A 24,990-nucleotide genomic window follows, 5' to 3' on the forward strand; every position below is an offset into this window, starting at 1 on the left:
GTCAGACTCTCGCGGGCTCCGGGATGGGACCGGGGGTGCGGTCGCCGCGAAGCCGTTTCACGACGAGCTCGGCGGAGATGAGGCACATCGGGAGTCCGATGCCCGGCAGCGCCGACGTTCCCGCGTAGGCGAGCGCGTCCACTCTGCGCGAGGTGTTTCGCGGACGGAACATCGCACTCTGGCCGAGGGTGTGCGCCAGACCGAGGGAGTTGCCGCGCCACGAGTGCAGGTCGGTCGCGAAGTCCGCGGGAGAGATCGTCCGCCGCACGATGATGCGGTCCTTCAGATCGGGGATGCCGCACCACTGCGAGATCTGCTCGATGATGCGGTCAGCGGCCGCCTCGGTGCGGGGGTCCCCGTCCCCGTCGATTCCGCCGTGTCCGGATCCGGGGTCGGCGGGCACCGGTACCAGGACGAAGAGGTTCTCCGAACCGGCCGGTGCGACGTCGGCGTCTGTCGCGCTCGGCCGGCAGATGTAGAGGGAAGCGGGGTCGGGGATGCGGGGGCGGTCGCCGAAGATGTCCTCGAAGTTGGTCCGCCAATCATCGGCGAACAGGAGCGTGTGGTGGGCGAGCTGGGGGAGCTCGCCCTCAACGCCGAGCAGGAGCAGGAGAGCACCCGGACTGGGGGTCTTCGTGTCCCACCACGACTGCGGATAGGTCTGCAGCTCAGCGGGGAGGAGCGAGGTCTCGGTGTGGTGCAGGTCCGCGGTGGACACCACGAGGTCGGCTTCGAGCAGTGTGCCGTCCAGGGTGCGGACGCCGGTTGCGCGTGCCCGCGCCCGTGACCCGCGATCGGGTGCTCCCGTGACGATCTCGACGACCTCTGCGCCGGTGACGATGTCGACACCCCGCGCTGCGGCGAGGCGCTGGATCGCCTTGATCACCTCGACGAACCCACCGCGGGGGTACAGCACCCCGTCATCCAGATCGAGGTGGCTCATGAGGTGGTACAGGCTCGGGACGCCGTAGGGGGATCCGCCGAGGAACACCGCCGGGTATTCGAGAATCTGGCGCAGCCGGGGATCGGTGAACTTCCGATCCACGTGAGAGGCCAGGGAACGCGTGAGCAGAGGCGCCAGGGTCGGGATGCGGCGGAGGATCGCGGGATCGCGCAGTCCCGCGGTGGTCTCGTAGGTGTCGTAGAGGAAGCGGGACACCGCGAGGTCGTAGGCATCCTCGGCCGAGTCGAGGTAGTCCGCGAGGCGCGCGCCCGCCCCCGGTTCGACACTCTCGAACAGCTCGGTGGCGAGGTCTCGCCCGGTGCGCACGTCCAGCGGCTGTCGCCCCGTCGCCGGGTCGGAGTAGACCCTGTAGGCGGGGTCGAGGCGGACGAGATCGAGCTCGGCGTCGGCGCTGGTTCCGAGCAGGCGGAAGAAGTGGTCGAAGACCTCCGGCATGAGATACCAGCTCGGCCCGGTGTCGAAGCGGAATCCGTCCTGATCCCACGACCCGGCGCGCCCCCCCAGATCATCGCGTGCTTCGAGGAGTCGGACGGACCATCCTTCCTCCGCCAGGAGCGCGGAGGTGGCCAGACCCGCGATGCCCCCGCCGATGACGATGGCCGTGCGCGAAGAGGAAGCAGAGTCGCTCATGAGAGAACCTTCCGTGGCGAGAACCCCAGCCAGGCGCGGGCCGCCAAGCGGGCTTTGACCGGGTCCGGCACCCGCACGCGACCTGAGCCCGGCTCGGCTGCGCGCAGTCGGCGGGACAGTTCCGAGAACAGATCGTGCGCCGCCGTGACGGCGCGACGACAGTCCTTGGGAAGGTGGGGGACGGTGGCCGCGGCCGCGGCGAGGTCCGCATCGATACGGTCCAGAACGGCGTCGCGGCTCACAGTTCCTGAGCCTATCCCGAGGTAGTCACGACCGAGCGCGAATGCGTCATGATCGAGGTCCCGGAGGAAGTTGACGTCTTGGAACGCCGCTCCGAGACGTCGGGCACCGTCGACCAGTCGGGCGTCGGCGGGGCGGGGGCGAGGCTCCCCGGCGTTGACGAAGACCTGCAGGCACATCAGGCCCACCACCTCCGCGGACCCGTACACGTAGTCATCGTGCGAGGCGTCGTCATGGGTCGAGGTGGACAGGTCCGTCCTCATGGAGGCGAAGAAAGGGGCCACGAGGTCTTCCCCGATGCCGCACTCGCGGGCGGTGAGGGCGAAGGCGTGGACGACGAGATTCGCGCTGAAGCCCTGTGCGATCGCCCGGTAGGTCTCGGCCTCGAGTTCGTCCAGCATCGCTTCGGCTTCCGGCACCGAGAGGCCGGCGGCGACGGCCGGGCCGTCGACGATCTCGTCGGCCACGCGCACAAGCGCGTAGATGGTCCGGACGTGCGTGCGGGGGCGGGGCCCGAGCAGGCGGCACGCGAGTGCGAAGGATGTCGAGTACCGCGCGATCACGATGTCCGCGGCGTCGCGCGCGGTCTTGTCGTAGAGGGCCAGCCCCGTGATGCCCTCGGTCTCCTCGGTCATGGGATGCGACTTTCGACCCCGTCGGCGAGCGCGCGCAGGAGGGACCCCGCGGACGCCGGCAGTGCGGGATCGGCGGACACTCCGCGCACCTCGGCGAGCGCGCCGTCGACGAGTGCGCGCATCTGCGCCCGGGCTCCACTGGCCTCGAGGATCCGCTGCGCCTCTTGCACGGCGATGGGACCGGTGTGTGCGACGGCGATCGCGTCGTTGACCTGAGCCCAGGTCGCACTCTCGCGGGCGAGCGAGACCAGCGGTGTCCGTTTGCCCTCGCGCAGGTCGCCCCCGCTCGCACGTCCTGCCTGATCTTCGGTGCCGAAAGCGCCGATGAGGTCGTCTACGAACTGGAATGCGAGACCGAGCTGACCGCCCGCGCGCTCGAGGAGTCCGGTGACCTCCGGGGACGCCCCGGCCAGCGCGGCGCCCGCGCAGAGCGGAGCGCTGAACGAGTAGACGGCGGTCTTGTTGTACGCCGCGTCGAGGACGGCGTGGTGCGGGGCATCGTCGACGACACTGTTCTCCACGTCCGCCAGCTCGCCGGCCGCGGAGACGTACATGGCCTCGTCGAGGAGCTCCATCAGTCGCACGCGGGCGGTCAGATCCACCGGTGCGAGGGCGATGAGCCGAAAGGCCTCATGCAGCAGGAGGTCGCCGGCGAGGATGGCCGCCGCGTCCCCGAGGAGGGCGGCACCCGCGGCATCCGCTCCCTGCTCCTCGGCACGCCGGCGGAACTCCCCGGCGACGTTGGGGATGCCGCGACGGACGGTGTCGTGATCGATCACGTCGTCGTGGACGACGAATGCCGTATGGAGCAGTTCGAAGGCGGCGGCGACCGGGAACACGCCGGGAGCGGCACCCAGGTCGCCGCCGAGGCTCTCGAAGGCGGCGACGACGAGCGCGGGACGGAAGCGCTTGCCGCCGCGGGCCGCGCGGTCGGAGGCGTCGATCAATGCGTCGAAAGCCTCGCCGAGCGCACCACGTCGACATCGCATCCGCGCGAGCGCCTCATGGATCGTGTCGTCGATCTGCGGATGCGGGGACAGCGCGATCATGACCGGCGCGACCGGGGAGCGTCGGTGAGCAGCGGAAGCTGCGCGGCCTGCAGGACCAGCCAGGGGCTGAATGCCCACGGCGTCGCACGCACGGCGTCGGCGAGACGCTCGGGCTCGACCCAGCGGATCTCCATGACCTCATCGGGGTGGGGGACCGGCTCGGATGCCGCACGGGCGGTGTACACGGGGCAGATCTCGTTCTCGACGATCCCGCTGGCGTCCACGGCGCGGTACCGGAAGTCGGGCAACGTCACGCGGACGTCCTCCACCCGCATCCCGAGCTCGTCCGCAGCTCGGCGGTGCACGGCGGCGGAGATGTCCTCACCCGGGCGCGGATGACCGCAGAACGAGTTGGTCCACACGCCCGGCCACGCGACCTTGCTCAGCGCGCGACGCGTGACGAGGACATCCCCTCGCTCGTTCACGACATGACACGAGAAGGCGAGGTGCAACGCGGTGTCGAGATCGTGCACGCTGCTCTTCGGCGCGGTGCCGATCATCGTCCCCTCGTCGTCGAGGAGCACCACATCGTCGCCAGCTGTCATCACACACTCCAGGTATTTCGCTAGTTTATCTAGCGATCTGCTGTGCCCGATGATACAAGCGGTGCACGGGAGTGTCCATCCTGCCGCACCGTGGGGCGCCCGGGAGGCAAAAGCGGAAACGAAAAGGGCGCCTCTTCCGAGACGCCCTCTTCCTTTTGTTGCGGGGACAGGATTTGAACCTGCGACCTCTGGGTTATGAGCCCAGCGAGCTACCGAACTGCTCCACCCCGCGGCACAAGAAGAAACACTATCACGGCTTCCGAACCGACGCGAATCGCGGCCCCCCTTCGGGTGCGGGACCGGTCGTGGCAAGGTGGAGGAGCACGCGAGGGCGGGAGACGACCATGGGTACCGAGGACCACGACGACGTGCGGATCGCCGTCGCACAGTTCGCTCCGGCGTCCGACGAGGAGGTCAACCTCGCCGAGATCGCGGCGCTCGCTGCCCGGGCGAGCGGGCTCGGCGCCGACGTCGTGGTCTTCCCGGAGTACTCCAGCTTCTTCATCGATCCGTTCGACGCGAACCTCGCCACGCATGCGCAGTCCCTGGACGGACCGTTCGTCCGTGCTCTGTGTCGCCACGCCGCTGCGCTCGGCATCACGATCGTCGCCGGATTGCTCGAAGAGGCCTCGGATCCCGGCCTGGTGCGCAACACGGTGGTGGCCGTCGACGGGGCAGGGGTGAAGGCGGTCTACCGGAAGGTGCACCTCTACGACGCCTTCGGCCAGCGGGAATCGGACTGGGTGGAGCCCGGTGAGGCGGGCGGAGTGCAGACCTTCGAGGTCCGCGGACTCCGGTTCGGCCTGATGACCTGCTACGACCTGCGATTCCCCGAGGTCGGTCGGGTGCTGGCGGACGCCGGCGTCGACGTCTTCGCGATTCCGGCTGAGTGGGTGCGCGGACCGCTGAAGGAGCTCCATTGGCAGACCCTGCTCCAAGCGAGGGCGATCGAGAACACGGTCTTCGTGGCGGCGGCGGACCACCCGCCGCCGCTCGGAGTGGGCAACTCCGCGATCGTCGATCCGCAGGGCGTCGTCCGCGCGTCCATCGGGACGGGTACCGGCATCGCGGTGTCGGACCTCGAACGCGCGCAGCTGGAGCGCGTGCGGCGGATCAACCCGGTGCTGTCGCTGCGGCGCTACACCGTCAGCCCGCGGAACTGACGCGTCCGAGTGCGGCGAGGCGTCCGGACGCTTCGCGGAGGACGTCGACCCGCTTGCATGCCGCGAACCGCAGCATCGTGGCGTAGCGATCGCGGTGTGCGGGGGTGACGAAGGCGGTGAGCGGGATGGCCACCACTCCGGCGCGTTCGGGCAGCGTCCGGCAGAACGCGGCGGCATCGCGCACGCCCAGGCCTTCGGCATCCGCCACGGTGAAGTAGGACCCCGCGGGTGGTGTCACCGTGAAGCCCGCTGCGCGCAGCCCCTCACCGAGAAGTCGTGCCTTCGCGTGCATCGCCGCGGCGAGTCCGTCGAAGAAGGCCTGCGGGAGTCGGAGGCCGGCGGCGATCGCAGGCTGGAACGGGCTGCCGTTGACGTAGGTGAGGAACTGTTTGACGGCGAGGATCGCGTCGATGAGTTCGGGGGACGCGGTGACCCATCCGATCTTCCACCCCGTCACGGAGAAGGTCTTGCCCGCGGAGGAGATCGACACCGTCCGCTCGCGCGCACCGGGCATCGTGGCGAGGGGTACGTGCGGTCCCTCGAACACGAGGTGCTCGTAGACCTCGTCGGTCACGACCACCGCGTCGTGCCGTTCGGCGAGGCGGAGCACCTCCGCCCGCACCTCCGCGGTGAACACCGTTCCGGTGGGGTTGTGGGGGTCGTTGACCAGGATGATCCGAGTGCGGTCCGTGACGGCGTCCCGGAGCACCTGGAGGTCGGGCTGGAAGGACGGCGCCACCAGAGGCACCGGGACGAGGCGCGCTCCGGCCATCGCCGCGGCGGCGGCGTACGAGTCGTAGAACGGCTCGAAGACGACCACCTCGTCGTCGGGGCCGTCGACGAGCGCGAGCAAGGTGGCCGTGAGCGCCTCGGTGGCCCCGGCGGTGACGAGCACCTCGCGTTCCGGGTCCACCTCCCACTCGTAGAAGCGCCGGTGATGCTCGGCGATCGATACCCGGAGATCGAGGATGCCGCGTCCCGGCGGATACTGATTGCCGCCGTCCGAGATGGCTCGGCGCGCCGCCTCCAGGACCACGCCCGGACCGTCCTCATCCGGGAAGCCCTGCCCCAGGTTGATGGCGCCGGTTCGGCCCGCGAGTGCGCTCATCTCGGCGAAGATGGTGGGATGCACCGTTCCGTCGGTCCCCAGGAGTCCTGCTCCCGCGGCGACGCGTCGCCAGCCCCCGGTCACTTCGTGCACAGCCGCATCCTTTCGACGTGCTCACGATGTTCGCATAGTCCGGTCCCACTCCCGGCATAAGCAATCCACAGGATCGGCGACGACAGTGGATCACGCCAGGAAGAAGGAGCACCCATGAACGATCCGCAGGACGCAGAGCCCATCGACCGCCCCACGGACCCGACGTCCGCGACCGAGGGCATCACGAACCCCGCGGTGCCGCCGCGTCCTCCGCTGCCGCCGCAGACCGGCTACGCGCCCCCGCAGGGATACGTCCTGCCCGGCGCCGTTCCGCCGCACGCCTCGGGCGCGGCGACCCCGACCGGACCCGCGGCGACCATCCCGATGGACTTCGCCGCGACCGCGGCTCCGGCGCCGGCACCCGCTCCGCGTCGGACCTCCGCGGGCGCCGTGGTCGGGCTCCTCGTGGCCGCGGCGGTCGTCGGTGGCGCCGCGGGCCTCGGAGGCGCCTACGCGGGCGTGAACCTCTTCTCGACGTCGGCGTCCGCGCCGGCATCCGGGCCGGTGTCGGTGACGGTGAACGACACCGACAGCGTCACCGAGGCGACGGGGATCGCCGCTCGCACACTGCCGAGTGTCGTGACGATCTCGGCGAGCGGGACCAATGGCAGCGGCTCCGGTTCCGGTGTCATCCTGAGCGCCGACGGATACGTGGTCACCAACACGCACGTCGTCACGCTCGACGGTGCCAGCGCGGATGCCTCCATCCGTGCCACGACCTCGGACGGCCAGGTCTTCGATGCCGAGATCGTCGGCACCGACCCCACCTACGATCTCGCCGTGATCAAGCTCGACGGAGCAGCGGATCTGACGCCGATCGAGTTCGCCTCGTCGGCCGATCTCAACGTCGGCGACACCACGGCGGCCGTGGGCGCGCCGCTCGGGCTCTCCAACACCGTCACCACCGGAATCGTCAGTGCGCTGAACCGGTCCATCGCGATCGCGTCGGCGGCGGCGCCCGAGACGCCCGATGCGGAGGACGGCGAGCAGCAGGGCGAAGGGGACGCGCCCTTCTACTTCGACTTCGGCCAGGGACGCACGACGCCCGGTTCGGGCGAGACGATCTCGATCGCGGTGATCCAGACCGACGCCGCGATCAACCCCGGGAACTCCGGCGGCGCGCTGGTGGACAGCGAGGGGCGCCTGATCGGCATCAACGTCGCCATCGCCTCGGCCGGCGGATCATCCGGGCAGGCGGGCTCGATCGGGGTCGGCTTCGCCATCCCGTCTGACATCGTCCAACGCATCGCCGAGGAGATCATCGACACCGGCGCGGCGACGCACGGTCTGCTCGGTGCCAACGTCCGCTCCGCGGCATCCGTCGAGGGCTCGCAGATCACCGGCGCCTACATCCAGGAGGCCGTCGCCGGTGGCGCCGCCGAGGCGGCAGGCCTTCGCCAGGGCGACATCGTGACGGCGTTCAACGGCGTACCGATCTCCAACGCCACCGATCTCACCGCGCAGGTGCGCGCCGCCGCCGCCGGCAGCACGGCGACGGTGACCTACGTCCGGGGCGATGCGACCGAGCAGGTCGACGTGACCCTGGGCACGCTCGGAGGCTGACCCGCACGGCGCCGCCACCCCGCGATAGGCTCGCGGGGTGGCGGCGTTCTCCTTCGGTTCGGGCAACGCGCGCAAGATCGTCGCTCTTCCCCTCTATGCGGCGGGACGGCTCCTGACCGCCCTCGTTCCCCGGCGTCACGACATGTGGGTGTTCGGGTGCGCGACCGGCGTCGGAGAAGGCGCGCTGGCGCTGTGGCAGCAGGTGGCACCGCGGCATCCGGCGCTGTGGCTGGTCGATGACGACACGCAGGCACGCGACGCTGCGCGGCTGGGGGTGAGGGCGGTGAGGAAGTCCTCCGTCGCCGGGCTGTGGGCGACCGCCCGCGCGGGCGTCGTCGTGATCACGCACGGGTTCGGCGACGTGCACCGCTACGCCGTCTCAGGTGCGTTCGTCGTCCAGCTGTGGCACGGCATCCCCCTCAAGCGCATCGGTCTGGATTCGCCCGAGACCCTCCGCCCTCCGCGGTGGCTGGACCACGGAGCCTCGCGTCGGCTCTCGCGGCAACTGCTCGCGCTGATGTACCGCGCGGCTGCCTCCCGGATCGATGTGATGCCCGCCGCCTCCGGGCTCGTCCGCGGGCGATTGGTCTCCGCGTTCGGAGTGCGGGACCACGTCGTCGTGGAGACCGGTGAGCCCCGTGTGGACGTTCTGAGCACCGGCGACGCGCCGACACGCCGCGCCGCGGCGCGCGAAGCGATCCTCCGGGCCGCCGGTGCGGAGGGATCCCCGTCCGCGGTCGTGCTGTACGCCCCCACGTGGCGGGACGGCGCGCCGGACCCGGCGGTGCCCGGCCCGGCCGATTGGCACGCGATCCTCGACGTGCTCGAACGGCGGGATGCCGTCCTTCTCGTCAGGTCTCATCCCTTGGGCTCCGGGGAGTACGCTCCGCCGGCACCGACGACCCGCGTCCGTGCCGTCCCGTCGGCGGTGGTCCCGGACATCACGCCGTTGCTTCCGGGGATCGACGCCCTCATCACCGACTACTCATCGCTGGTGTACGACGCCGCGCTCGTGCCGCTTCCCGTCGTCTTCCTCGCGCCCGACGTGGAGGAGTACGCCGAACGCCGGGGCTTCTACGGCCGGTACGAGGATGTGGCGGGAAGCGACATCGCGCGTTCCTGGCATCAGGTTCTGCCCGTCCTCGACGCGGTGCTCGATCCCGCGACAGGGGAGTCGGAGCGTCGTGTCGCGCGCAGCCGGCGTCTGAGCGACCGCGTCCACCGGCATCGCGACGGGCGCAACGCCGAGAGGGTGTACCGTGCCGTGATGGCGCGCCGCGGGCGCGCGACAGAGGGAGATCGATGACGCAGGCCCGCTTCGACACCGAGGGCGAGCTGACGCTCGTCCTTTCCGGAACCGGCGCGAGGCCCGCGCGCGCGGAACTCGTCGGGCCGCGCGCGCGCGTGTCGGCGACGCTCACGGGACGAGGGAAGACCTGGAGGGCGGTTTTTCCGCTCCGTGCGTCGAAGTGGGGTGGGCCCGAGCTCCCGCTGCCCACCGGCGAGTACGCGGTGGTCGTCGTTCCTTCGTCCGAGGCCGACTCTCCCTCGCCCGTCGACGACGTTCCCCTGGCCACCGGCGCCCTCCTGCGCGCCGAGCTCCGCGACGGTGTCGTGCACGTGGGGCCGCCCCTCGACCCCGCCTATGATTCGGGCGAGGGCCAGGCGGCGTTGGAGCGGCGCTATGCGACGCGCACGACGCCCCTCGAGAACGCGGTCTTCTTCGAGAGCTTCTACGGACGCAACGCCGGGTGCAATCCGCTCGCCATCGATCGTGAGCTGGCAGGGGTGGCCCCGCACGTCGTCCGCTACTGGAGCGTCGTCGACCACTCGGTCGTGGTTCCCGACGGCGCGGTCGCGGTCGTGGAGGGGAGCCCCGAATGGTGGCGAGCCCGAGGCGCCGCGCGACTGCTCGTCGTCAACGATTGGCTGCGACGCCGATTCGCCCGACGCCCGGGGCAGCGCGTGCTTCAGACCTGGCACGGAACCCCGCTGAAGCGCCTCGCCCTGCACCGACCCGGCTTCGACCCGCGGCGGATGCTCGCCGTGGCTCGCGAATCGTTGCGCTGGAACGTCCTCCTCGCGCAGAACGCCTACGCGGAGCGGATCCTCCGCAAGGCCTATGCCTTCCTCCGCCGCCCGATCTGGGTCGAGGGCTATCCGCGCAACGACGTGCTCGTCACCGGCGACGGCACCGGCATCCGTCGCATGCTGGGGATCGGCGATGAAGAGCGCGTCCTGCTCTACGCCCCCACCTGGAGGGACGACCGCTCCGAGATGGTCGACTTCCTCGACCCGGCCGCGTTCGCCCGCGAGACGGACGCCGTCGTGCTGGTGCGCGGGCACTCCCGCACGCTGCTGCCCGGGAGGGACGTCGAGGGGCCCCGGGTGATCGACGTCACGGGCTTTCCGGACACCGCCCAGCTGCTTCTGGCCGCGGATGCCCTCATCACCGACTACTCGTCCGTGATGTTCGACTTCTCCGTCACCGGGCGCCCCATGTACTTCCTGGTGCCCGACATCGAGCACTACCGCGGCGAGCTCCGCGGCTTCTACTTCGATCTGGCCCGGCACGCGCCCGGTCCTCTGCTCGGATCCGCGTCCGAACTCGTTGAGGCCATCCGCCACGGCGATCCGGGGGAGTTCGCCGAGCGCTACGAGCGATGGCGCGCGCGCTTCAACTCCCGCGACGACGGCATGGCGGCGGAGCGCGTGGTCGCGCGCATCCTCGACCAGGGATTCGTCGAGCGCTGACCTCAGGGCAGCGGTGTGTTCCGCTGTCCGAGACGTGACGTGTCGACGGTGTCGTCGGCGCCGCGGAGGACCCCGACGAGGAAGCCGGCGCCCCATGCGAGGTGCATCGTCGGAAGGACCGCTGCTGTCCATAGCCGGTCCCGCCAGCCGGTACCGCCGCCGCGGCCGAGCGCGACCGCGACGATCAGCACGATGTAGGCCGCGATCGGAAGGTAGACGAGGGAGGCGATCAGGCCGACGGTCCCGGTGACCAGTCCCGCGGCCTGGGCGACGCCGACGAGGAGCGCCAGGACCAGATTCAGCACCAGGAGCGGGGGAGCGAAGAACCGCACCGAGTTCCCCCGCCCGAACCGTCGCACCAGTTCGCCACGCCAGCGTCCGGTGGCCACGAACTGGCGTGCGAGGCGGGACCAGCTCTCGCGCGGCCAATACGTCACCGAGAGATCAGGGTCGAACCACACCCGGTATCCCGCTCGACGGATCCGGAGGTTCAGCTCCCAGTCCTCGCCCCGACGGATCGACTCATCGAAGCCGCCGACCTCCTCCAGAACAGATCGTCGGAGAACCCCGAGGTACGCGGACTCGGCCTCGCCCTCGACGGTTCCCCCGTGGTAGGCGCCGCCGCCCAGGCCGAACGGGGAATTGTAGGCGCGTGCGACCGCTCGCTGGAACGGGGTCCGCCCTTCGGCCCGCATGACGCCGCCGACGTTTGCGGCGCGGACCCGTGCCAACGTCTCCAGCGCGCGCAGGGCGTAGCCGTCCGCGAGTTCCGAGTGCGCGTCGACGCGGATGATCGTCGGGTAGCGGCCCGTGCGGATGGCGAGGTTCAGGCCCACGGGGATGTCGGCGGCCGGGTTGGCCACGAGCACGATCCGCGGGTCAGCCGCTGCGAGTTCCCGAGCGAGTTCCGTCGTCCCGTCGGTGGACGGACCGAGGGCGAGGATCAGCTCGATCGGCCCGCCGGTCTCCTGCGCGAGAACGGACTCGACCGCACGGCGCAGATAGCCGCGCTCGTTCAGCACGGGCATGACGTACGAGACCCCCGCGTCCGCGCGGACCACTGGAGCATCGCGTCGGCCGTCGGATTCGCGCTGCACGCGTCCGATCATGTCACGCGCATGCCGGCGGCTGCGGTTCGGCACGGTCGGTAGGCTCGAAGCGTGGGTGTGCTCTCAGACGTCAAGAAGACCGTCGCGCTCGTGCGCAAGGCGCTGGACAACCGATCGGCGGCCGTCCACGTCCGGCGTGAAGCGGCTCGTCTGGGTGGGCATCCACGATCCCATTTCCGGGTTGCGGTGTACTTCGCCGACGGCGATGTGAACATGTACCAGATGCGGCAGTGGTACAAACCGCTCGCCGAGCTCGCCCGCACCTGGCCGGTCGTGGTGCTGAGCCGGTCGGCGACGGGTGCGCGGGCGCTGATGGCGGAGGACGCGCCGCCGGTGGCCTTCGTCCCGACCGTGCGCGACGTCGAGCGCTTCCTCGCGACCCAGGAGATCCGCGTCGTCCTCTACGTGAACCAGAACACGCGGAACTTCCAGATGTTCCGCTACGGCCGCCGCTGGCACGTCTTCATCAACCACGGCGAGTCCGACAAGATGTACATGACGACGAACCAGTACAAGGCCTACGACTACGCCCTGGTAGCCGGCCAAGCCGCGCGCGATCGGCTGTCCCGCGTCCTCTGGGATTACGACGTCACCACACGGACGATCGAGATCGGTCGTCCCCAGGCGGATCATTACTCCGGGGTGTTGCCCTACACGCCCGACGATCGCATCGTGGTCCTCTACGCGCCCACGTGGGAGGGGGATCGTCCTTCCGCGCACTACGGATCGATCCTCAGCCACGGCGAGTCCCTCGTGTCTGCGCTTCTGGCGACCGGACGCCATCGCGTCGTGTACCGCCCGCATCCGCGGTCCGGCGTGGTTTCGCCCGCCTACGGCCGTGCGCACCAGCGGATCGTCGCGGCGATCGCCGCCGCCAACGCCGCGGATGCGCGCGCTCAGCACGTGTACGACGACGGGCCCGAGCTGGGCTGGCAGCTCTCCTCGGCGGATGTCGCGGTCGTGGATGTGTCGGCGATGGTCTACGACCGCCTGGCGGCGGACAAGCCGCTGCTCATCACGCGCCCGGTCGACCCCGAGGCGGTCGTCGACACGCACGGGTATCTTTCGGACTGCGAATGGCTCGATGCGTCGCGGTCCGCCGACTTCGTCGGGGACATCGACCGTGTGCGGACCGACCCGGCAGCCGTCGCGAAGCTCGCGCACTGGGTGCACCACTACTTCGGCGACACCGCGCCGGGCTCGTCCACGCGCCGTTTCCACGCCGCGATCGGTTTCCTCATGACCGAATGGGAACGCTGGTATGCGGCGTCCGCTGATGCGTCGAGCGCGACGGACGGCGACGAGGACGAGGCTGAGCTCGAGGACGGCGCAGAGACCTGACCCCGCACCTCACCCGCGATCGGACGGGGAGGAGACGCCGGCGATGAGCCGCTCGACGGCCCCGAGCGGGATCTCCGTCCACGCCGGCCTGTTGCGTACCTCGTAGATCGCCTCGTAGACGGCCTTGTCCATCTCCAACGCCGTCAGCAGGGCCGCCACTGTCGTCAGGTCCACGAAGGATGCGGCGGCGTATCCCCGCAGGAAAGACTCGCGCGCCGTGCGGGCCCAGTCCCGGACGGCGAAGGCCTGGTCGGGACGCTCGAGTTCGACGGAGCCCGCGACGTAATCGAACGACCTCAGCATGCCGGCGACATCTCGCAGAGCGAGATCCGGAAGGGTGCGCTCGTCCATCGGCCGTAGCGGCTCTCCCTCGAAATCCAGGAGCACCCAGCCGCGGCCCGGTACCCGGAGGACCTGGCCCAGATGATAATCGCCGTGGATCCTCTGCAACGCGGGCCACGGCAGCCTCAACGCCGTCGCGTACACGGCCTCGATGTCCGAGCGCCATGGCGAGAGCGCAGGCACCTCGTCGAGCGCGATGGACAGGCGGCGGTTCCAGGCGGCCGCGACGGCGTCGCGCTGGGCGGGGGTGCATTCCTGCTGCGGGAACAATCGCGCGAGCGCGACGTGCACATCGGCCGTCGCGATGCCGAGCTCTTCGGCCGCGGCGCGGAAGTCCGCGCCGGAGGCGGCGGCGTTCAGAGCGACGCGCCAAGCGTCCTGGACGCCGGGGAGGAACTCCTGGGCGGAGGCGAGCGACCCGCGGACGACGCTCTCGGTGTCACCGGGGCTCGGCCAGCTGCCCTCGATCCATCCCACGGCCGCGGGGACGTGAGGTGAGCCGCCGGCCGCGAGAGCTCCGGCGAGCTCGATATCGGGATTGTGCCCCGGATGCAGCTGTCGATAGATCTTGCAGATGACGGGCATGGCCTCGGGCCCCTCGAACACAAGGGAGGTGTTCGACTGCTCGCCGGTCATCACCCGGTTCGTGCGCTGACGTTCATCGTGTGCGGCGGCAGGATGGCCTGTGGCTTGGGACCCCGGCCCGATCGCGGTCCCTCCGCGGGTGACGAGGGAGAGGAGCACCTGCGCGTAGGCGTCGTCGTAGGGACCGTCCCGCAGGATCAGGTCCGGATCGGGCCTGCCGATCTCATGCGGATCGTCCGCCGCGACCTGCGGGGCCGCGCGCGCGACGACCGGCACCTGGTACAGGACGGCGGGGTCGGAAGCGTCGTCTGCGACGAGGTAGGTTCGGACGAAGAGGACCTGGTCCGCATCAGAGACGGATTCCGTCGGCCCAGCCGGCTCGAAGTCCCACCACGACACCATCCGCAGGCGCGGCGACCGCCCTTTGGTCGCGTACCAGCGTTGGCGCGGCATCCAGGCCGTCAGACATGCGAGCGTGCTGTCCATACCCGCGAGCGTAGGCGGGGCGCGGCCCACGTGTCGAGCCGTGAGGAGGCCCTGGCGCAGTGGCCATGCACGGGCTAAGGTGACCTGCGCAATGCGCGGACCGTCGAGGAGGAGTCAGACGTAGAGATTCGCCCGTTCGAGGTCTTCGGCGAAGTCGACCTCCACGGCGTAGAGGTCGGAGATGTCCATCGGCGCGAGCCGCAGGCCGTCTTCCCGGATCGCCAGCTCCAGGCCACGCTCGAAGTAGTCCTGGTCGCCGACGCGCGCGAGCTGGCGCATGAAGGCCTTCTTGTCGCGCGCGGAGACGTAGTTGATGCCGACCGCTTCGCCGATCCCGTTCGACACGGTCTTGGAGAGCTCGTCGATGTGGCCGGCTGCATCGACGGTGTACTTGACCTCTTCGTCGGACACCTTCGCGGTGTTCACCGTGACGAACGACTGGTCGCGCTCGATGAGGGCGATCGCACGGCCGAGTATCCGCGGGTCGAAGACGACGTCACCGTTCATCCAGAGCACTCCGGCCTTCCCGGTGGCCGCCAGCGCACGGAGGAGACTCTTGGACGTGTTGGTCTGGTCGTACCGCTCGTTGTAGACGTAGTCGGCGGCCGGGAAGGCCTCCACAATCGTCTCGGCGCGGTAGCCCACGACAGTCGTGATCTTCGCGTCGTCGCCGAACGCGGCGAAGATGTTGTCGTGCTGCTGGCGCATGATCGTACGGCCGTCGCTGAGCTCGGTCAGCGGCTTGGGAAGGCTCCGCCCGAGGCGCGAGCCCATGCCGGCGGCGAGGATGACGGTCTGAAGAGTCACGGTCTTCTCCTAAAGAGAGTGGGATTCACCGGAGATTCATCGGTGAGACACCTCCTCGTGCCGGGGCAATGGTAGCGATGACACCTGGGAACGGACAGAATGTCCGCTCTCCGTTGTGGATTCGTGACAATCCGAGGGTTTGCCGACACTCTTCGACGCCGTCTCCGGGGTGTCGGCCCGCCTTGCTACTTTGGAGGGGTGACTCCCTCTCTCCCGGTGCCCCGTGACGCCGATCCGGATCAGCCGGACGGAGGCCGAGTCGCGCCCGTCGTGCACCTGCCGCGCGCGGTGGAGATTCCGCCGCGGCCGCCGCTTCCTCCCCTTCCGAGCGTCGCGACGTCCGACCTCGTCATCCCTCCGCGCCCGCCCCTGCCGACGCCGCGTGACCGGGGTGAGGCTCTCGTCGATGCGGCGACCGATGAGACGGACGATCCGATCGAGCCGGAGCTCGTCGACGACACGCCCGAGGGCGTCGACGAGGCGGGCCCGATCGATGCCGGCGCCGAGGCCGACACGGAGGGGGTCGACCCCGACGACGTCGCTGCCGATGTCGATGGAGACGCAGGTGTCGAAGGGGCTGATTCCGTCGATGTCGATGTCGATGTCGATGATGTCGACGCCGACAATGTCGATCCTGATGAGCCGGCCGGGGAGGACCTCGGCGCCGACGGCCTTGACGTCGACGACTCCGAGGAGCGCACCGTCGCGGGCGATGTCGTGGAAGCGCTGCCGGAGATCGCGGACGAGCCGACGAAGCTCGACCGCGACGGCACCGTCGCCGGTGACGAAACCGACCCGGGACCGCTCGCGACCGAGCCAGCCGGCCAGCAGGCTCTCGCCTTCGTCGACATCGCAGCCCCGCTGACGGCGGCCGAAGGCGACGACGACGTCCTCGTCCTGCGCAGCGTCGTGAAGTCCTTCGGCAGCACGCGAGCCGTCGATGGCATCGACCTCACCGTGCAGGCGGGAAGCTTCTACGGAATCGTCGGTCCCAATGGGGCCGGCAAGACGACGACCCTGTCGATGATCGCGGGACTGCTCTCTCCGGACCGGGGGTCGATCCGCGTGGGCGGCGTCGACTTCGCGGCGGATCCGCATGCCGCGAAGCAGATGATGGGGGTGCTCCCGGATCGGCTGCGCACGTTCGACCGCCTCACCGGCCGACAGCTCCTCTACTACTACGGCGTGCTGCGGGGTCTGCGCCCGGCCGTGGTCGAGAGCCGCACAGCGGATCTCGCGCGCGCGTTCGACCTCACCGAGGCCCTCGGTCGCGTCGTCTCCGACTACTCGGCCGGCATGGCGAAGAAGGTGATGCTCGCGGGAGCGATGATCCACTCCCCGAGGCTCCTCGTGCTCGATGAGCCTTTCGAAGCCGTGGACCCCGTCTCCAGCGCCGTCATCCTCGACATCCTCTCGACCTATGTGGCGCACGGCGGCACCGTCATCCTCTCCAGTCACGGGATGGATCTCGTGGAGCGGGTCTGCTCCCGCGTCGCCGTGATCGTCGCGGGCCAGGTGCTCGCCGAGGGGTCGATCGAAGAGGTGCGCGGGGAACTCACCCTCGAGCAGCGGTTCGTCGAGCTGGCCGGCGGCCTGAGCGACGTGGAAGGGCTCGAGTGGCTGCATACATTCTCCGGCTGAGAGCTGCCCTGCTCCTCGGGAGCCTGCGCGGCGATGCCTCTCACGTCACGAGGGTGATGCTTGCGCTCCTGACGCTGGCCGCCGGTGTCGCGGCGGTCTGCTGGGCGCTCGTGTCGTTTCAGCAGAGCGGGCGCGAGGTCGTCCTCACCGTGACCGTGCTGGCAGGCGCGGCGGTCACCGCGGGATTCGCGGCTGCACCGGCGATCGCATCCACGTCCGATCCCCTGGACCCCCGCCGCTTCGCCGTCCTCGGCCTCCGCACCCGTGCTCTCGCCGTCGTCCTGATCGTGGCGGGTCTCATCAGCCTTCCCGTGCTCGTGCTGGCGGTCATCGCGGGCGCGGCGGGCACGGTCTGGGTCGCGCAGGGCGCCCCCGTGGTCGGCGCGATCTTCGGAGTGGTCTTCGGCATCCTGACCTGCATGCTCTTCGCGCGCATCGCCATGGCGGGTGCGTCGATGTTCCTCCGCGAGAGGCGGTCACGCGAACTCACCGGCCTGTTCCTGCTCGTGGTCCTGGTCGTGGTGATCCCCGGCGTGGTGTTCTTCGCCTCTCTCGAATGGGATGGCCGTGTGCCGAGCCAACTCGCCGAAGCTGTGGCAGTCCTCTCGGTGACACCGCTGGGTGCGGCCTGGGCTTTTCCGCTCCTCTTCGCCGCGTCGGACGGTACTGCCTGGGTGTCACTGGCGGTCGCCGTCGGGACGCTGCTGGCACTCGTCGTGATCTGGATCATCGTCGTGGAGCGGGCGCTGACCACGACCGAGCGCCCGTCCGCCGTGCGTGAGCGCGGGGGACTGGGGTGGTTCGCCGTCGCGCCGGGGACGCCCGGGGGCGTGATCGCCGCGCGAAGCCTGATCTATTGGTTCGGAGACCGCCGGTATCTCGTCAACATCATCGTGGTGCCGGTCGCGGCGGCCGTCACGGTTCTGCCCCTGCTCGTGGCCGGTGTGCCCCTCAGCCTGGCCATCCTGATCCCGGTGCCCTTCATCGCCCTGTTCCTCGGCTGGCTTCCCCACAACGACATCGCCTACGACTCCACCGCCGTGTGGATGCACATCGCGAGCGGTGTCCGCGGTGCCGCCGACCGCTGGGGCCGTCTCGTTCCCGTCATGCTCATCGGCCTGCCCCTTCTGGCGGTCCTGATTCCGGTCGCCGTCGCGGTACACGGCCGTTGGGCGCTGTTGCCGGCCATGATCGGTATCTGCGTGGCGCTCTTCTTCTCCGCGCTCGGGCTCTCCAGCATCGCATCCGCGGTGGCGCCGTACGCGGTGTCGCCCCCGGGGGAGAGTCCGTTCCAGCAACCGCAGCGCACGAGTTCCCGTGGCGTGATCGCACAGGGGCTCGTGTTCTCGGGTGCGATCGCCCTCGCCGCTCCCGCGCTGTGGTTCGGCTGGGAGGCCCTCACCCGGGACATCGAGGCGGCGGTGTCGGCGCTGTGGTTCGGCGTCGGGGTGGGCGTGGCGGTCCTGGTGGCGGGCACCGCGATCGGAGCTTTCACGTTCGCGCGCCGCGGGGGACGGATCATGGAGTTCGCGGAAGCCAGCTGAGCACCGTTCGTCGGAGGCGGACGATAGACTCGGGGACCATGAGCACGCCCATCGGAAGCCCCGACGAGGGGGGGATCGCCACCCTCGATCGCGAGTTGGAAGAACTCATCCGCGAAGAGTTGGTGGAACCCGGCGACCACGAGCGGTTCTCCCACTACGTCAAGAAGGACAAGATCCTCGAGTCCGCTTTGACGGGTAAGCCCGTGCGCGCTCTCTGCGGAAAGAAGTGGACGCCGGGACGGGATCCGGAGAAGTTCCCCGTGTGCCCAACCTGCAAGGAGATCTACGCCTCGCTCGGCGGCGCGCCCTCCTGATACACGGTGGGGATCGCGGGATCCGAACGGCTGAGGCCGTATCCACCCAGCGGCAGTTCGGCGCGTACCTGCGCGTGATGGCGACGCGCACCTTCGACGCCGCGCGGCCCCTCGAACGCGGCATCCGTCTCCCCGGCGTCAACGAGCACGACCTGCAGTGCACGCGTTCCTCGCGGCACGGTGTCCGACACGTCTCCGGCGTCGACGATGCGGAGGAGCTCCGTGGTGGCCGTCCCCTCCTCGATGACCCTTCCTGCGCGCTTGCGACCGCCACGGGAAGCCTTCTCGGTCGACGCCTTGGCCACCGGGATCCAGTCGCCTGACGCGCTCTCGCGGGCGACGAGCTTGTAGACCATGCCGGCCGTCGGATGGCCCGAGCCGGTGACGACCGACGTCCCCACGCCGTACGCATCGACGGGGGAGGCCGCGAGCGCCGCGATCGCGTACTCGTCGAGATCGCTGGTGACCGTGATCTTCGTCCCGGTCGCGCCGAGGGCGTCGAGCTGGGCGCGAACCGCGGCGGCCACGGTGGGAAGATCGCCGGAGTCGATGCGCACACCCCCGAGCGCCGGCCCGGCGACGCGCACCGCCGTACGCACGCCCTCGGCGATGTCGTACGTGTCGACGAGGAGGGTCGTCTCCGGGCCCATCGCGTCGACCTGCGAGCGGAACGCCGACTCCTCGTCGTCGTGGAGGAGAGTCCAGGCATGCGCGGCCGTACCCATCGTCGGGATGCTCCATCGGCGACCGGCTTCGAGATTCGAGGTCGCAGAGAAGCCCGCGATGTACGCGGCCCGGGCCGCGGCGACGGCGGACTCCTCGCCGGCGCGACGGGAGCCCATCTCCGCCAGCGGGCGTCCGTCGGCGGCGATGCTCATGCGCGCGGCGGCGGTGGCGATCGCGGAGTCGTGGTTCATGACGCTGAGGATCAGGGTCTCGAGGATGACGGCGTCGGCGAAGGTGCCCTCGACGGTGAGGATCGGCGACCCGGGGAAGTAGAGCTCGCCCTCGCGGTAGCCGGTCACGACCCCGGAGAAGCGGTACGTCTCGAGCCACGCGACGGTGGCGGCATCCACGATGCGTGCGTCGCGCAGGAATCGGAGCTCCTCGGGCCCGAACCGGAAGTCGCGGATCAGGGAGAGCAGTCGGCCCGTACCCGCCACGACGCCGAAGCGGCGGCCCCCGGGCAGCCGTCGGCCGAACACCTCGAAGACGCATCGACGGGACGCAGTGCCGTCGCGGAGCGCCGCGTCGAGCATCGTCAGTTCGTAACGGTCGGTGTGCAAAGCCGTGCTGCGCCCGGAGCTCATGGCGCAAGCCTAGTGAGGCGCTGGCGTAGGCTGGTCCACCGTGGACGACGCACCGATCGGCATCTTCGACTCGGGAGTCGGAGGCCTCACGGTCGCACGGGCGATCTCGGCTCAGCTCCCGCGTGAATCTCTGGTCTACATCGGTGACACCGCACGATCGCCCTATGGTCCCAAGCCCATCGCCGACGTACGTCGCTATGCGTTGGAGATCCTCGACGACCTCGTCGAACAGGGTGTGAAGATGCTCGTGATCGCCTGCAACACCGCGTCCGCGGCCGTCTTGCGGGACGCGCGGGAACGCTACGACGTCCCCGTCGTCGAAGTGATCGCCCCCGCGGTGCGGACAGCCATGTCCACGACACGGAACGGTCGCATCGGGGTGATCGGCACGACCGGCACCATCGGCTCGGGCGTGTACCAGGACATGCTCGAGGTCAACGCGCATCTCACGGTCTTCCCGCGGGCCTGTCCGCGATTCGTCGAGTTCGTCGAGGCGGGCGTCACGGACTCCGCCGAGGTCCTCGCGGTCGCCGAGGAGTACCTCGCCCCCCTTCGGCACGCCGGCGTCGACACCCTCGTCCTGGGGTGCACGCACTATCCCTTCCTGGAGGGGGCCATCAGCTACGTGATGGGGTCGGAGGTCAGTCTGGTCTCCAGCGACACCGAGACGGCGAAGGACGTCTACCGGCAGTTGGTCTCGCGCGACCTGTTGGCCGGCCCCGGCGCGCGGGCACAGCATCTCTATGAGGCGACCGGTGATTCCGCCGACGACTTCCTGCGACTCGCTCATCGTCTGATGGGACGCGAGGTGCAGGCGGTCCGGCTGGTGCAGACCGGCGCGATCGACCTTCCCGGACGGCACGCCGCCGTGCCGGACCATCCCTGAATCGTTCGCCGTCCCCACGGAGGAGAATCATGACCCACCCGACCACCGAGATCCCTGCCATCCGTCGCGTCGACGGTCGTGCGGCCGACCAGATCCGAGATGTCCGCATCGAGCGCGGCTGGTCGCGTCAGGCGGAAGGCTCGGCGCTCATCTCCTTCGGTGACACGCGCGTGCTGTGCACGGCGTCCTTCACACCCGGCGTGCCCCGCTGGCTGACCGGCAAGGGCAAGGGGTGGGTCACCGCGGAATACGCGATGCTGCCGCGCGCCACGAACAGTCGCAACGACCGCGAGAGCGTCAAGGGGCGCATCGGCGGGCGCACCCATGAGATCTCTCGTCTGATCGGGCGTTCGCTTCGGGCGGTCGTGGACACGAAGGCGCTCGGCGAGAACACGATCGTCATCGACTGTGACGTGCTGCAGGCCGACGGGGGGACGCGTACGGCGGCGATCACCGGGGCCTATGTCGCGCTCGCCGACGCCATCGAATGGGGACGCGCGAAGAAGTTCATCGGCCAGAAGTCGCGGGTCCTGTTCGACTCCGTTTCCGCGGTGTCGGTCGGCATCGTCGACGGGACGCCGCTCGCCGATCTCGCCTACGTCGAGGACGTCCGCGCCGAAACCGACATGAACATCGTGATGACCGGTCGCGGCCTCTTCGTCGAGGTGCAGGGAACCGCGGAAGGGGCGCCCTTCGACAAGACGGAGCTCGACGCCCTCCTCGCGCTGGGGGAGTCCGGCTGCGCGCAGCTGCGCGAGCGGCAGCTGGCGGCGCTCTCGTGACCGGCTCCTCCGCGCGGGCGACGGCCCGCGTTGTGCTCGCGACGCACAACGCGCACAAGGTGGCCGAGTTCCAGCAGATCGTCGCCGGCGCGCGTCCGGACCTCGAGGTCATCGGATACGACGGCCCAGAACCGATCGAGGACGGCGTCACCTTCGCCGAGAACGCGCTGATCAAGGCGCGGGCGGCCGCGGCGCACACGGGGCTTCCGGCGCTCGCCGACGATTCGGGGATCTGCGTGGACGTCCTCGGCGGCGCGCCGGGCATCTTCTCCGCGTACTGGGCGGGTCACGCCAAGGATTCCGCCGCGAACCTCGCGCTCCTCCTGGACCAGCTCTCCGACATCGCCGACCCCCACCGCTCCGCGCACTTCGCGTGCACGATCGCGTTGGTGGTTCCGGCGGGGGATGGCGCGTATGGCGCTGAGCACGTCGTGGAAGGCCTGTGGCCCGGTCGCCTCGCCCGCGCCGCGGACGGGGGAGGCGGCTTCGGCTACGACCCGGCCTTCATCCCCGACGGACAGGAACCCGGCGGTGAGCGGACGGTCGGCCGATGGTCGGCGGAGGAGAAGAACGCGCAGTCGCACCGTGCGCGCGCGTTCGCGGCTCTGCGCCCGCTTCTGGCGTCCCTCTGACGCTCGTCCCGTCACCCTGACTGATCGCCCTGCACCTGGACGTCGAGCGGATCTCTGTCCGGCCGCATCCCGCGCCATCGGGCGTGGCGGAGAACGCCGTCAGGCGTGAACCGGGCGAACTCCACTTCACCGACGACGACGGGGCGCACCCAGAGGGCGTCCGCCGCGTCGGCGGCCGGGACGTGGTGGAAGGGTACCGCCGATGTGCGCAGCGGGGTCAGTAGGCGATCGAGCTCGCGCAATGCCGCATCGTCGAAGCCGCTCCCCACGCGCCCCACGTAGCGGAGGCCGTGCTGGTCGGGAATGCCGACCAGGAGCGACCCGATGCCTCCCGGCCGGGAGGCGCGCCCGGGACGGATGCCGCCTATGACGACGTCCTGCCGGCGGGTGAACACCACCTTCAGCCACGCCTCGTCCCGCGCACCGGAGCGGTAGGGGGAGGCGGGGTCCTTGGCCACGATCCCCTCGAGGTCCGTCGCGCGCGACGCCGCGAGGGCCGCCTCGACGTCGTCGAACACAGGCGTGAGGACGTACGTCGGACCCGCGTCGGCCAGGACGCGTTCGAGGATGCCTCGGCGTTCCCGCAACGGCATGGCGGTGAGGTCGAGGCCGTCCGCGGCGAGGACGTCGAAGGCGAAGAAGTGCACGCCGATGCGTGCCCTCGCCGCCGCGATCTCGGCGGCGGAGGTGAGGTTCATCCGCTGCTGGAGGCGGGAGAAGCTCGGGCGGTGCCGATTGTCCAGTGCGACGATCTCACCGTCCAGGATGACGGGAGCGCCGCCGGGTCCCGCCCTCAGCTCCGGATAGATCGCGGTCATGTCGCGTCCGCTGCGCCCGCGGATGGTCACGTCCTGGCCGTCCCACCGGACGAGTGCCCGGATGCCGTCCCACTTGGCCTCCGCCCACGAGCCGCGTCGGCTCGCCCGCGCACGTGCCTGAGCCGCTGACGCCGCCACCGCCAGCATGGGCCGCAGCGCCCCCCACGCCGGAAGAGGATCGGGCGGTCCGGCGTCGGTCCGAGCCTCGACGCGCGCGGCAGGTTGGGTCCGACCGGCGGCATCCGTCTTCATGCGGTGCAGGAGCCAGGTGGACTTCTCGCCGACCCCGGCCGTCCGGATGAGAGCGAACCGCACCCGCCCGAGAGGACCGCCGGGGCGCCCCTCCGCGGTGAAGATGACTTCGTCGTCCCGCCACTTCTCGAGCTCGTAACGACCGGTGTCCCAGATCGTCATGGATCCTGCGCCGTACTCGCCGCGCGGGATCTCGCCCGCGAAGTCGAGGTAGTCGATGGGGTGGTCCTCGGTCATCACCGCGAGGGCGTTCTTCGTCGACGTCGCGGGGATCCCGCGCGGCACCGCCCAGCTGACCAGGACGCCGCCGCGCTCGAGTCGGAGATCCCAGTGAAGCCGGGAGGCGTGGTGCTCCTGGATCACGAAACGGTCGAGCTCCGGCGACGGGATCACGGGTGTCGCGGAAGGGAGCGGCTCGGGCGTGCGCCCGGGGTTGCGTTTCGCGATGTATGTGGTGAGATCGCCGCCGGCGTGCGCCGGTCGGGAGGGGAGGAGGGCCAGGAGGAGGTCGCCCTCCGCGTCGACGCGGCGCATCACCTCGGCGAAATCCAGGTGCGCGAGCTCCGGTGCCTCGAGCTCCTGCCAGGTGCGCGGGGCGGCGACGGTCGGACGTTCCCGCCCACGCAGCGAGTAGGGCGCGATCGTCGTCTTGGCGCCGTTGTTCTGCGACCAGTCGAGCAGGACGCGCCCCTCGCGCCGCGACTTCGCCATGTCGCTCACGACGAGATCGGGATGGTCCGCCTCGAGCGCGCGGGCGAGCTCATGGGCGAGTGCGCCGGCATCATCGGTCGTGACCCCGTCCGGAAGGGGGGCGTAGAGATGGATGCCCTTGCTTCCGCTCGTGACGGGAAGCGGTGGCATCCCCATGTCGTCCAGGACCGCTCTGGCCCAGCGTGCGACCTCCGCGCACTCCGCCAGTCCCACTCCCGGGCCGGGATCGAGGTCCAACACGAGTCTGTCCGCCTGCCGTGGGCGCTCATCCCCGTCTGCGTCCTCGTGCAGGAACCGCCACTGCGGGGTGTGCAGCTCGAGACTGGCGACCTGGGCGAGGTAGACGAGCCCGGCGAGGTCGTCCACCAGCGGGTACATCTTGGGTCCGCGCGAGTGGGCGATGCCGCGGCGTCGCAGCCAGCTCGGCGCGCCGGCCTCGAGCTCCTTCGCGAAGAACGCCGGCTCCGCCACGCCCTCCGGCCAGCGGATGCGGGTGACGGGGCGATCCCGGAGGTGGGGGAGCATCACCGGAGCCACACGGGTGTAGTACTCGATGACCTCGCCCTTGGTCGTCCCGGTCGCAGGATAGAGGACCTTGTCGAGATTGGTCAGACGGATCGTGCGGGTGCCCACCCGTACCGTCTGCGCCTTCCCGCTCATGCGCTCAGGGTAGCCCTCGGCGCTGT

The 24,990-nt window shown here is 70.2% G+C and carries 21 protein-coding genes and 1 tRNA gene; 11 read left to right on the forward strand and 11 right to left on the reverse strand.

Annotation, left to right across the window (positions count from 1 at the left end; all coding sequences use genetic code 11):
- Nucleotide 1: 1 nt before the first annotated feature.
- The 5 genes from crtI to LTL01_RS11190 all read right to left on the reverse strand — a co-directional run bounded on the left by crtI (nucleotide 2) and on the right by LTL01_RS11190 (nucleotide 4,295).
- Nucleotides 2-1,594 carry a phytoene desaturase family protein gene (gene crtI / locus LTL01_RS11170; protein ID WP_236968630.1) on the reverse strand — a complete coding sequence of 531 codons (1,593 nt, stop codon included), beginning with the start codon at nucleotides 1,592-1,594 and terminating at the stop codon, nucleotides 2-4.
- On the reverse strand, nucleotides 1,591-2,469 hold the full coding sequence (locus LTL01_RS11175) for a phytoene/squalene synthase family protein (protein ID WP_156305225.1): 879 nt from the start codon (nucleotides 2,467-2,469) through the stop codon (nucleotides 1,591-1,593). The genes crtI and LTL01_RS11175 overlap by 4 nt, the downstream gene beginning before the upstream one ends.
- On the reverse strand, nucleotides 2,466-3,518 hold the full coding sequence (locus tag LTL01_RS11180; protein ID WP_236968631.1) for a polyprenyl synthetase family protein: 1,053 nt from the start codon (nucleotides 3,516-3,518) through the stop codon (nucleotides 2,466-2,468). The genes LTL01_RS11175 and LTL01_RS11180 overlap by 4 nt, the downstream gene beginning before the upstream one ends.
- Complete coding sequence (gene idi, locus LTL01_RS11185) at nucleotides 3,515-4,063, reverse strand: isopentenyl-diphosphate Delta-isomerase (protein ID WP_053548421.1); 549 nt, start codon at nucleotides 4,061-4,063, stop codon at nucleotides 3,515-3,517. Before idi ends, LTL01_RS11180 begins: the two co-directional genes overlap by 4 nt.
- A gap of 158 nt (nucleotides 4,064-4,221) precedes the next feature.
- Nucleotides 4,222-4,295 (reverse strand) — tRNA-Met (locus tag LTL01_RS11190).
- A gap of 112 nt (nucleotides 4,296-4,407) precedes the next feature.
- On the opposite strand from LTL01_RS11190, the gene LTL01_RS11195 reads away from it, so the two are divergent.
- Nucleotides 4,408-5,226 carry a carbon-nitrogen hydrolase family protein gene (locus LTL01_RS11195; protein WP_236968632.1) on the forward strand — a complete coding sequence of 273 codons (819 nt, stop codon included), beginning with the start codon at nucleotides 4,408-4,410 and terminating at the stop codon, nucleotides 5,224-5,226.
- On the opposite strand, the gene LTL01_RS11200 is transcribed toward LTL01_RS11195, so the two are convergent.
- A complete protein-coding gene (locus tag LTL01_RS11200; RefSeq protein WP_236968633.1) occupies nucleotides 5,210-6,427 on the reverse strand; it encodes an aminotransferase class I/II-fold pyridoxal phosphate-dependent enzyme in 1,218 nt (405 codons plus the stop codon). The two genes, LTL01_RS11195 and LTL01_RS11200, sit on opposite strands and share 17 nt — an antisense overlap.
- A 114-nt stretch (nucleotides 6,428-6,541) precedes the next feature.
- On the opposite strand from LTL01_RS11200, the gene LTL01_RS11205 reads away from it, so the two are divergent.
- The 3 genes from LTL01_RS11205 to LTL01_RS11215 are packed head-to-tail and all read left to right on the forward strand — an operon-like array spanning nucleotide 6,542 to nucleotide 10,744.
- On the forward strand, nucleotides 6,542-7,990 hold the full coding sequence (locus LTL01_RS11205; protein ID WP_236968634.1) for a S1C family serine protease: 1,449 nt from the start codon (nucleotides 6,542-6,544) through the stop codon (nucleotides 7,988-7,990).
- Between the two features lie 37 nt (nucleotides 7,991-8,027).
- Complete coding sequence (locus tag LTL01_RS11210; RefSeq protein ID WP_236968635.1) at nucleotides 8,028-9,296, forward strand: CDP-glycerol glycerophosphotransferase family protein; 1,269 nt, start codon at nucleotides 8,028-8,030, stop codon at nucleotides 9,294-9,296.
- The gene (locus tag LTL01_RS11215; RefSeq protein WP_053548417.1) at nucleotides 9,293-10,744 is read left to right on the forward strand and encodes a CDP-glycerol glycerophosphotransferase family protein; all 1,452 of its coding nucleotides are present in this window, start codon (nucleotides 9,293-9,295) and stop codon (nucleotides 10,742-10,744) included. The genes LTL01_RS11210 and LTL01_RS11215 overlap by 4 nt, the downstream gene beginning before the upstream one ends.
- A gap of 2 nt (nucleotides 10,745-10,746) precedes the next feature.
- On the opposite strand, the gene LTL01_RS11220 is transcribed toward LTL01_RS11215, so the two are convergent.
- Nucleotides 10,747-11,772 carry a glycosyltransferase family 2 protein gene (locus LTL01_RS11220; protein WP_231718025.1) on the reverse strand — a complete coding sequence of 342 codons (1,026 nt, stop codon included), beginning with the start codon at nucleotides 11,770-11,772 and terminating at the stop codon, nucleotides 10,747-10,749.
- Nucleotides 11,773-11,904: 132 nt separating this feature from the next.
- Between LTL01_RS11220 and LTL01_RS11225 the strand changes: the two genes are divergently transcribed.
- On the forward strand, nucleotides 11,905-13,194 hold the full coding sequence (locus LTL01_RS11225; protein WP_236968637.1) for a CDP-glycerol glycerophosphotransferase family protein: 1,290 nt from the start codon (nucleotides 11,905-11,907) through the stop codon (nucleotides 13,192-13,194).
- Between the two features lie 9 nt (nucleotides 13,195-13,203).
- Here the strand turns inward: LTL01_RS11225 and LTL01_RS11230 are convergent, their stop codons facing one another.
- Both LTL01_RS11230 and LTL01_RS11235 read right to left on the reverse strand, forming a co-directional pair.
- Complete coding sequence (locus tag LTL01_RS11230; RefSeq protein WP_236968638.1) at nucleotides 13,204-14,607, reverse strand: maltokinase N-terminal cap-like domain-containing protein; 1,404 nt, start codon at nucleotides 14,605-14,607, stop codon at nucleotides 13,204-13,206.
- Nucleotides 14,608-14,721: 114 nt separating this feature from the next.
- Nucleotides 14,722-15,414: a phosphocholine cytidylyltransferase family protein gene (locus tag LTL01_RS11235; RefSeq protein WP_053548413.1), complete on the reverse strand. Its 693-nt coding sequence runs from the start codon at nucleotides 15,412-15,414 to the stop codon at nucleotides 14,722-14,724.
- 198 nt (nucleotides 15,415-15,612) lie between these two features.
- Here LTL01_RS11235 and LTL01_RS11240 point away from each other — a divergent pair, with 198 nt between their 5' ends.
- The 3 genes from LTL01_RS11240 to LTL01_RS11250 are packed head-to-tail and all read left to right on the forward strand — an operon-like array spanning nucleotide 15,613 to nucleotide 18,913.
- On the forward strand, nucleotides 15,613-17,055 hold the full coding sequence (locus LTL01_RS11240) for an ABC transporter ATP-binding protein (protein WP_236968639.1): 1,443 nt from the start codon (nucleotides 15,613-15,615) through the stop codon (nucleotides 17,053-17,055).
- Between the two features lie 56 nt (nucleotides 17,056-17,111).
- Nucleotides 17,112-18,599 (forward strand): hypothetical protein, encoded by a 1,488-nt coding sequence (locus LTL01_RS11245; protein WP_231718020.1) that lies wholly within the window; start codon nucleotides 17,112-17,114, stop codon nucleotides 18,597-18,599.
- A gap of 38 nt (nucleotides 18,600-18,637) precedes the next feature.
- Nucleotides 18,638-18,913 (forward strand): DUF3039 domain-containing protein, encoded by a 276-nt coding sequence (locus tag LTL01_RS11250; RefSeq protein ID WP_053548410.1) that lies wholly within the window; start codon nucleotides 18,638-18,640, stop codon nucleotides 18,911-18,913.
- Here the strand turns inward: LTL01_RS11250 and LTL01_RS11255 are convergent.
- Nucleotides 18,883-20,223 carry a nicotinate phosphoribosyltransferase gene (locus LTL01_RS11255; protein WP_053548409.1) on the reverse strand — a complete coding sequence of 447 codons (1,341 nt, stop codon included), beginning with the start codon at nucleotides 20,221-20,223 and terminating at the stop codon, nucleotides 18,883-18,885. The genes LTL01_RS11250 and LTL01_RS11255 overlap by 31 nt on opposite strands.
- 40 nt (nucleotides 20,224-20,263) lie before the next feature.
- On the opposite strand from LTL01_RS11255, the gene murI reads away from it, so the two are divergent.
- The 3 genes from murI to LTL01_RS11270 are packed head-to-tail and all read left to right on the forward strand — an operon-like array spanning nucleotide 20,264 to nucleotide 22,523.
- A complete protein-coding gene (gene murI, locus LTL01_RS11260; RefSeq protein WP_053548408.1) occupies nucleotides 20,264-21,109 on the forward strand; it encodes a glutamate racemase in 846 nt (281 codons plus the stop codon).
- A gap of 29 nt (nucleotides 21,110-21,138) precedes the next feature.
- Nucleotides 21,139-21,891 carry a ribonuclease PH gene (rph, locus tag LTL01_RS11265; RefSeq protein WP_053548407.1) on the forward strand — a complete coding sequence of 251 codons (753 nt, stop codon included), beginning with the start codon at nucleotides 21,139-21,141 and terminating at the stop codon, nucleotides 21,889-21,891.
- The gene (locus LTL01_RS11270) at nucleotides 21,888-22,523 is read left to right on the forward strand and encodes a non-canonical purine NTP pyrophosphatase (protein ID WP_236968640.1); all 636 of its coding nucleotides are present in this window, start codon (nucleotides 21,888-21,890) and stop codon (nucleotides 22,521-22,523) included. Before rph ends, LTL01_RS11270 begins: the two co-directional genes overlap by 4 nt.
- 11 nt (nucleotides 22,524-22,534) lie before the next feature.
- Here the strand turns inward: LTL01_RS11270 and LTL01_RS11275 are convergent, their stop codons facing one another.
- The gene (locus tag LTL01_RS11275; protein ID WP_236968641.1) at nucleotides 22,535-24,964 is read right to left on the reverse strand and encodes an ATP-dependent DNA ligase; all 2,430 of its coding nucleotides are present in this window, start codon (nucleotides 24,962-24,964) and stop codon (nucleotides 22,535-22,537) included.
- Nucleotides 24,965-24,990 lie beyond the last annotated feature (26 nt).

It is taken from the genome of Microbacterium aurantiacum, from assembly GCF_021654035.1.
GTDB lineage: Bacteria > Actinomycetota > Actinomycetes > Actinomycetales > Microbacteriaceae > Microbacterium > Microbacterium aurantiacum.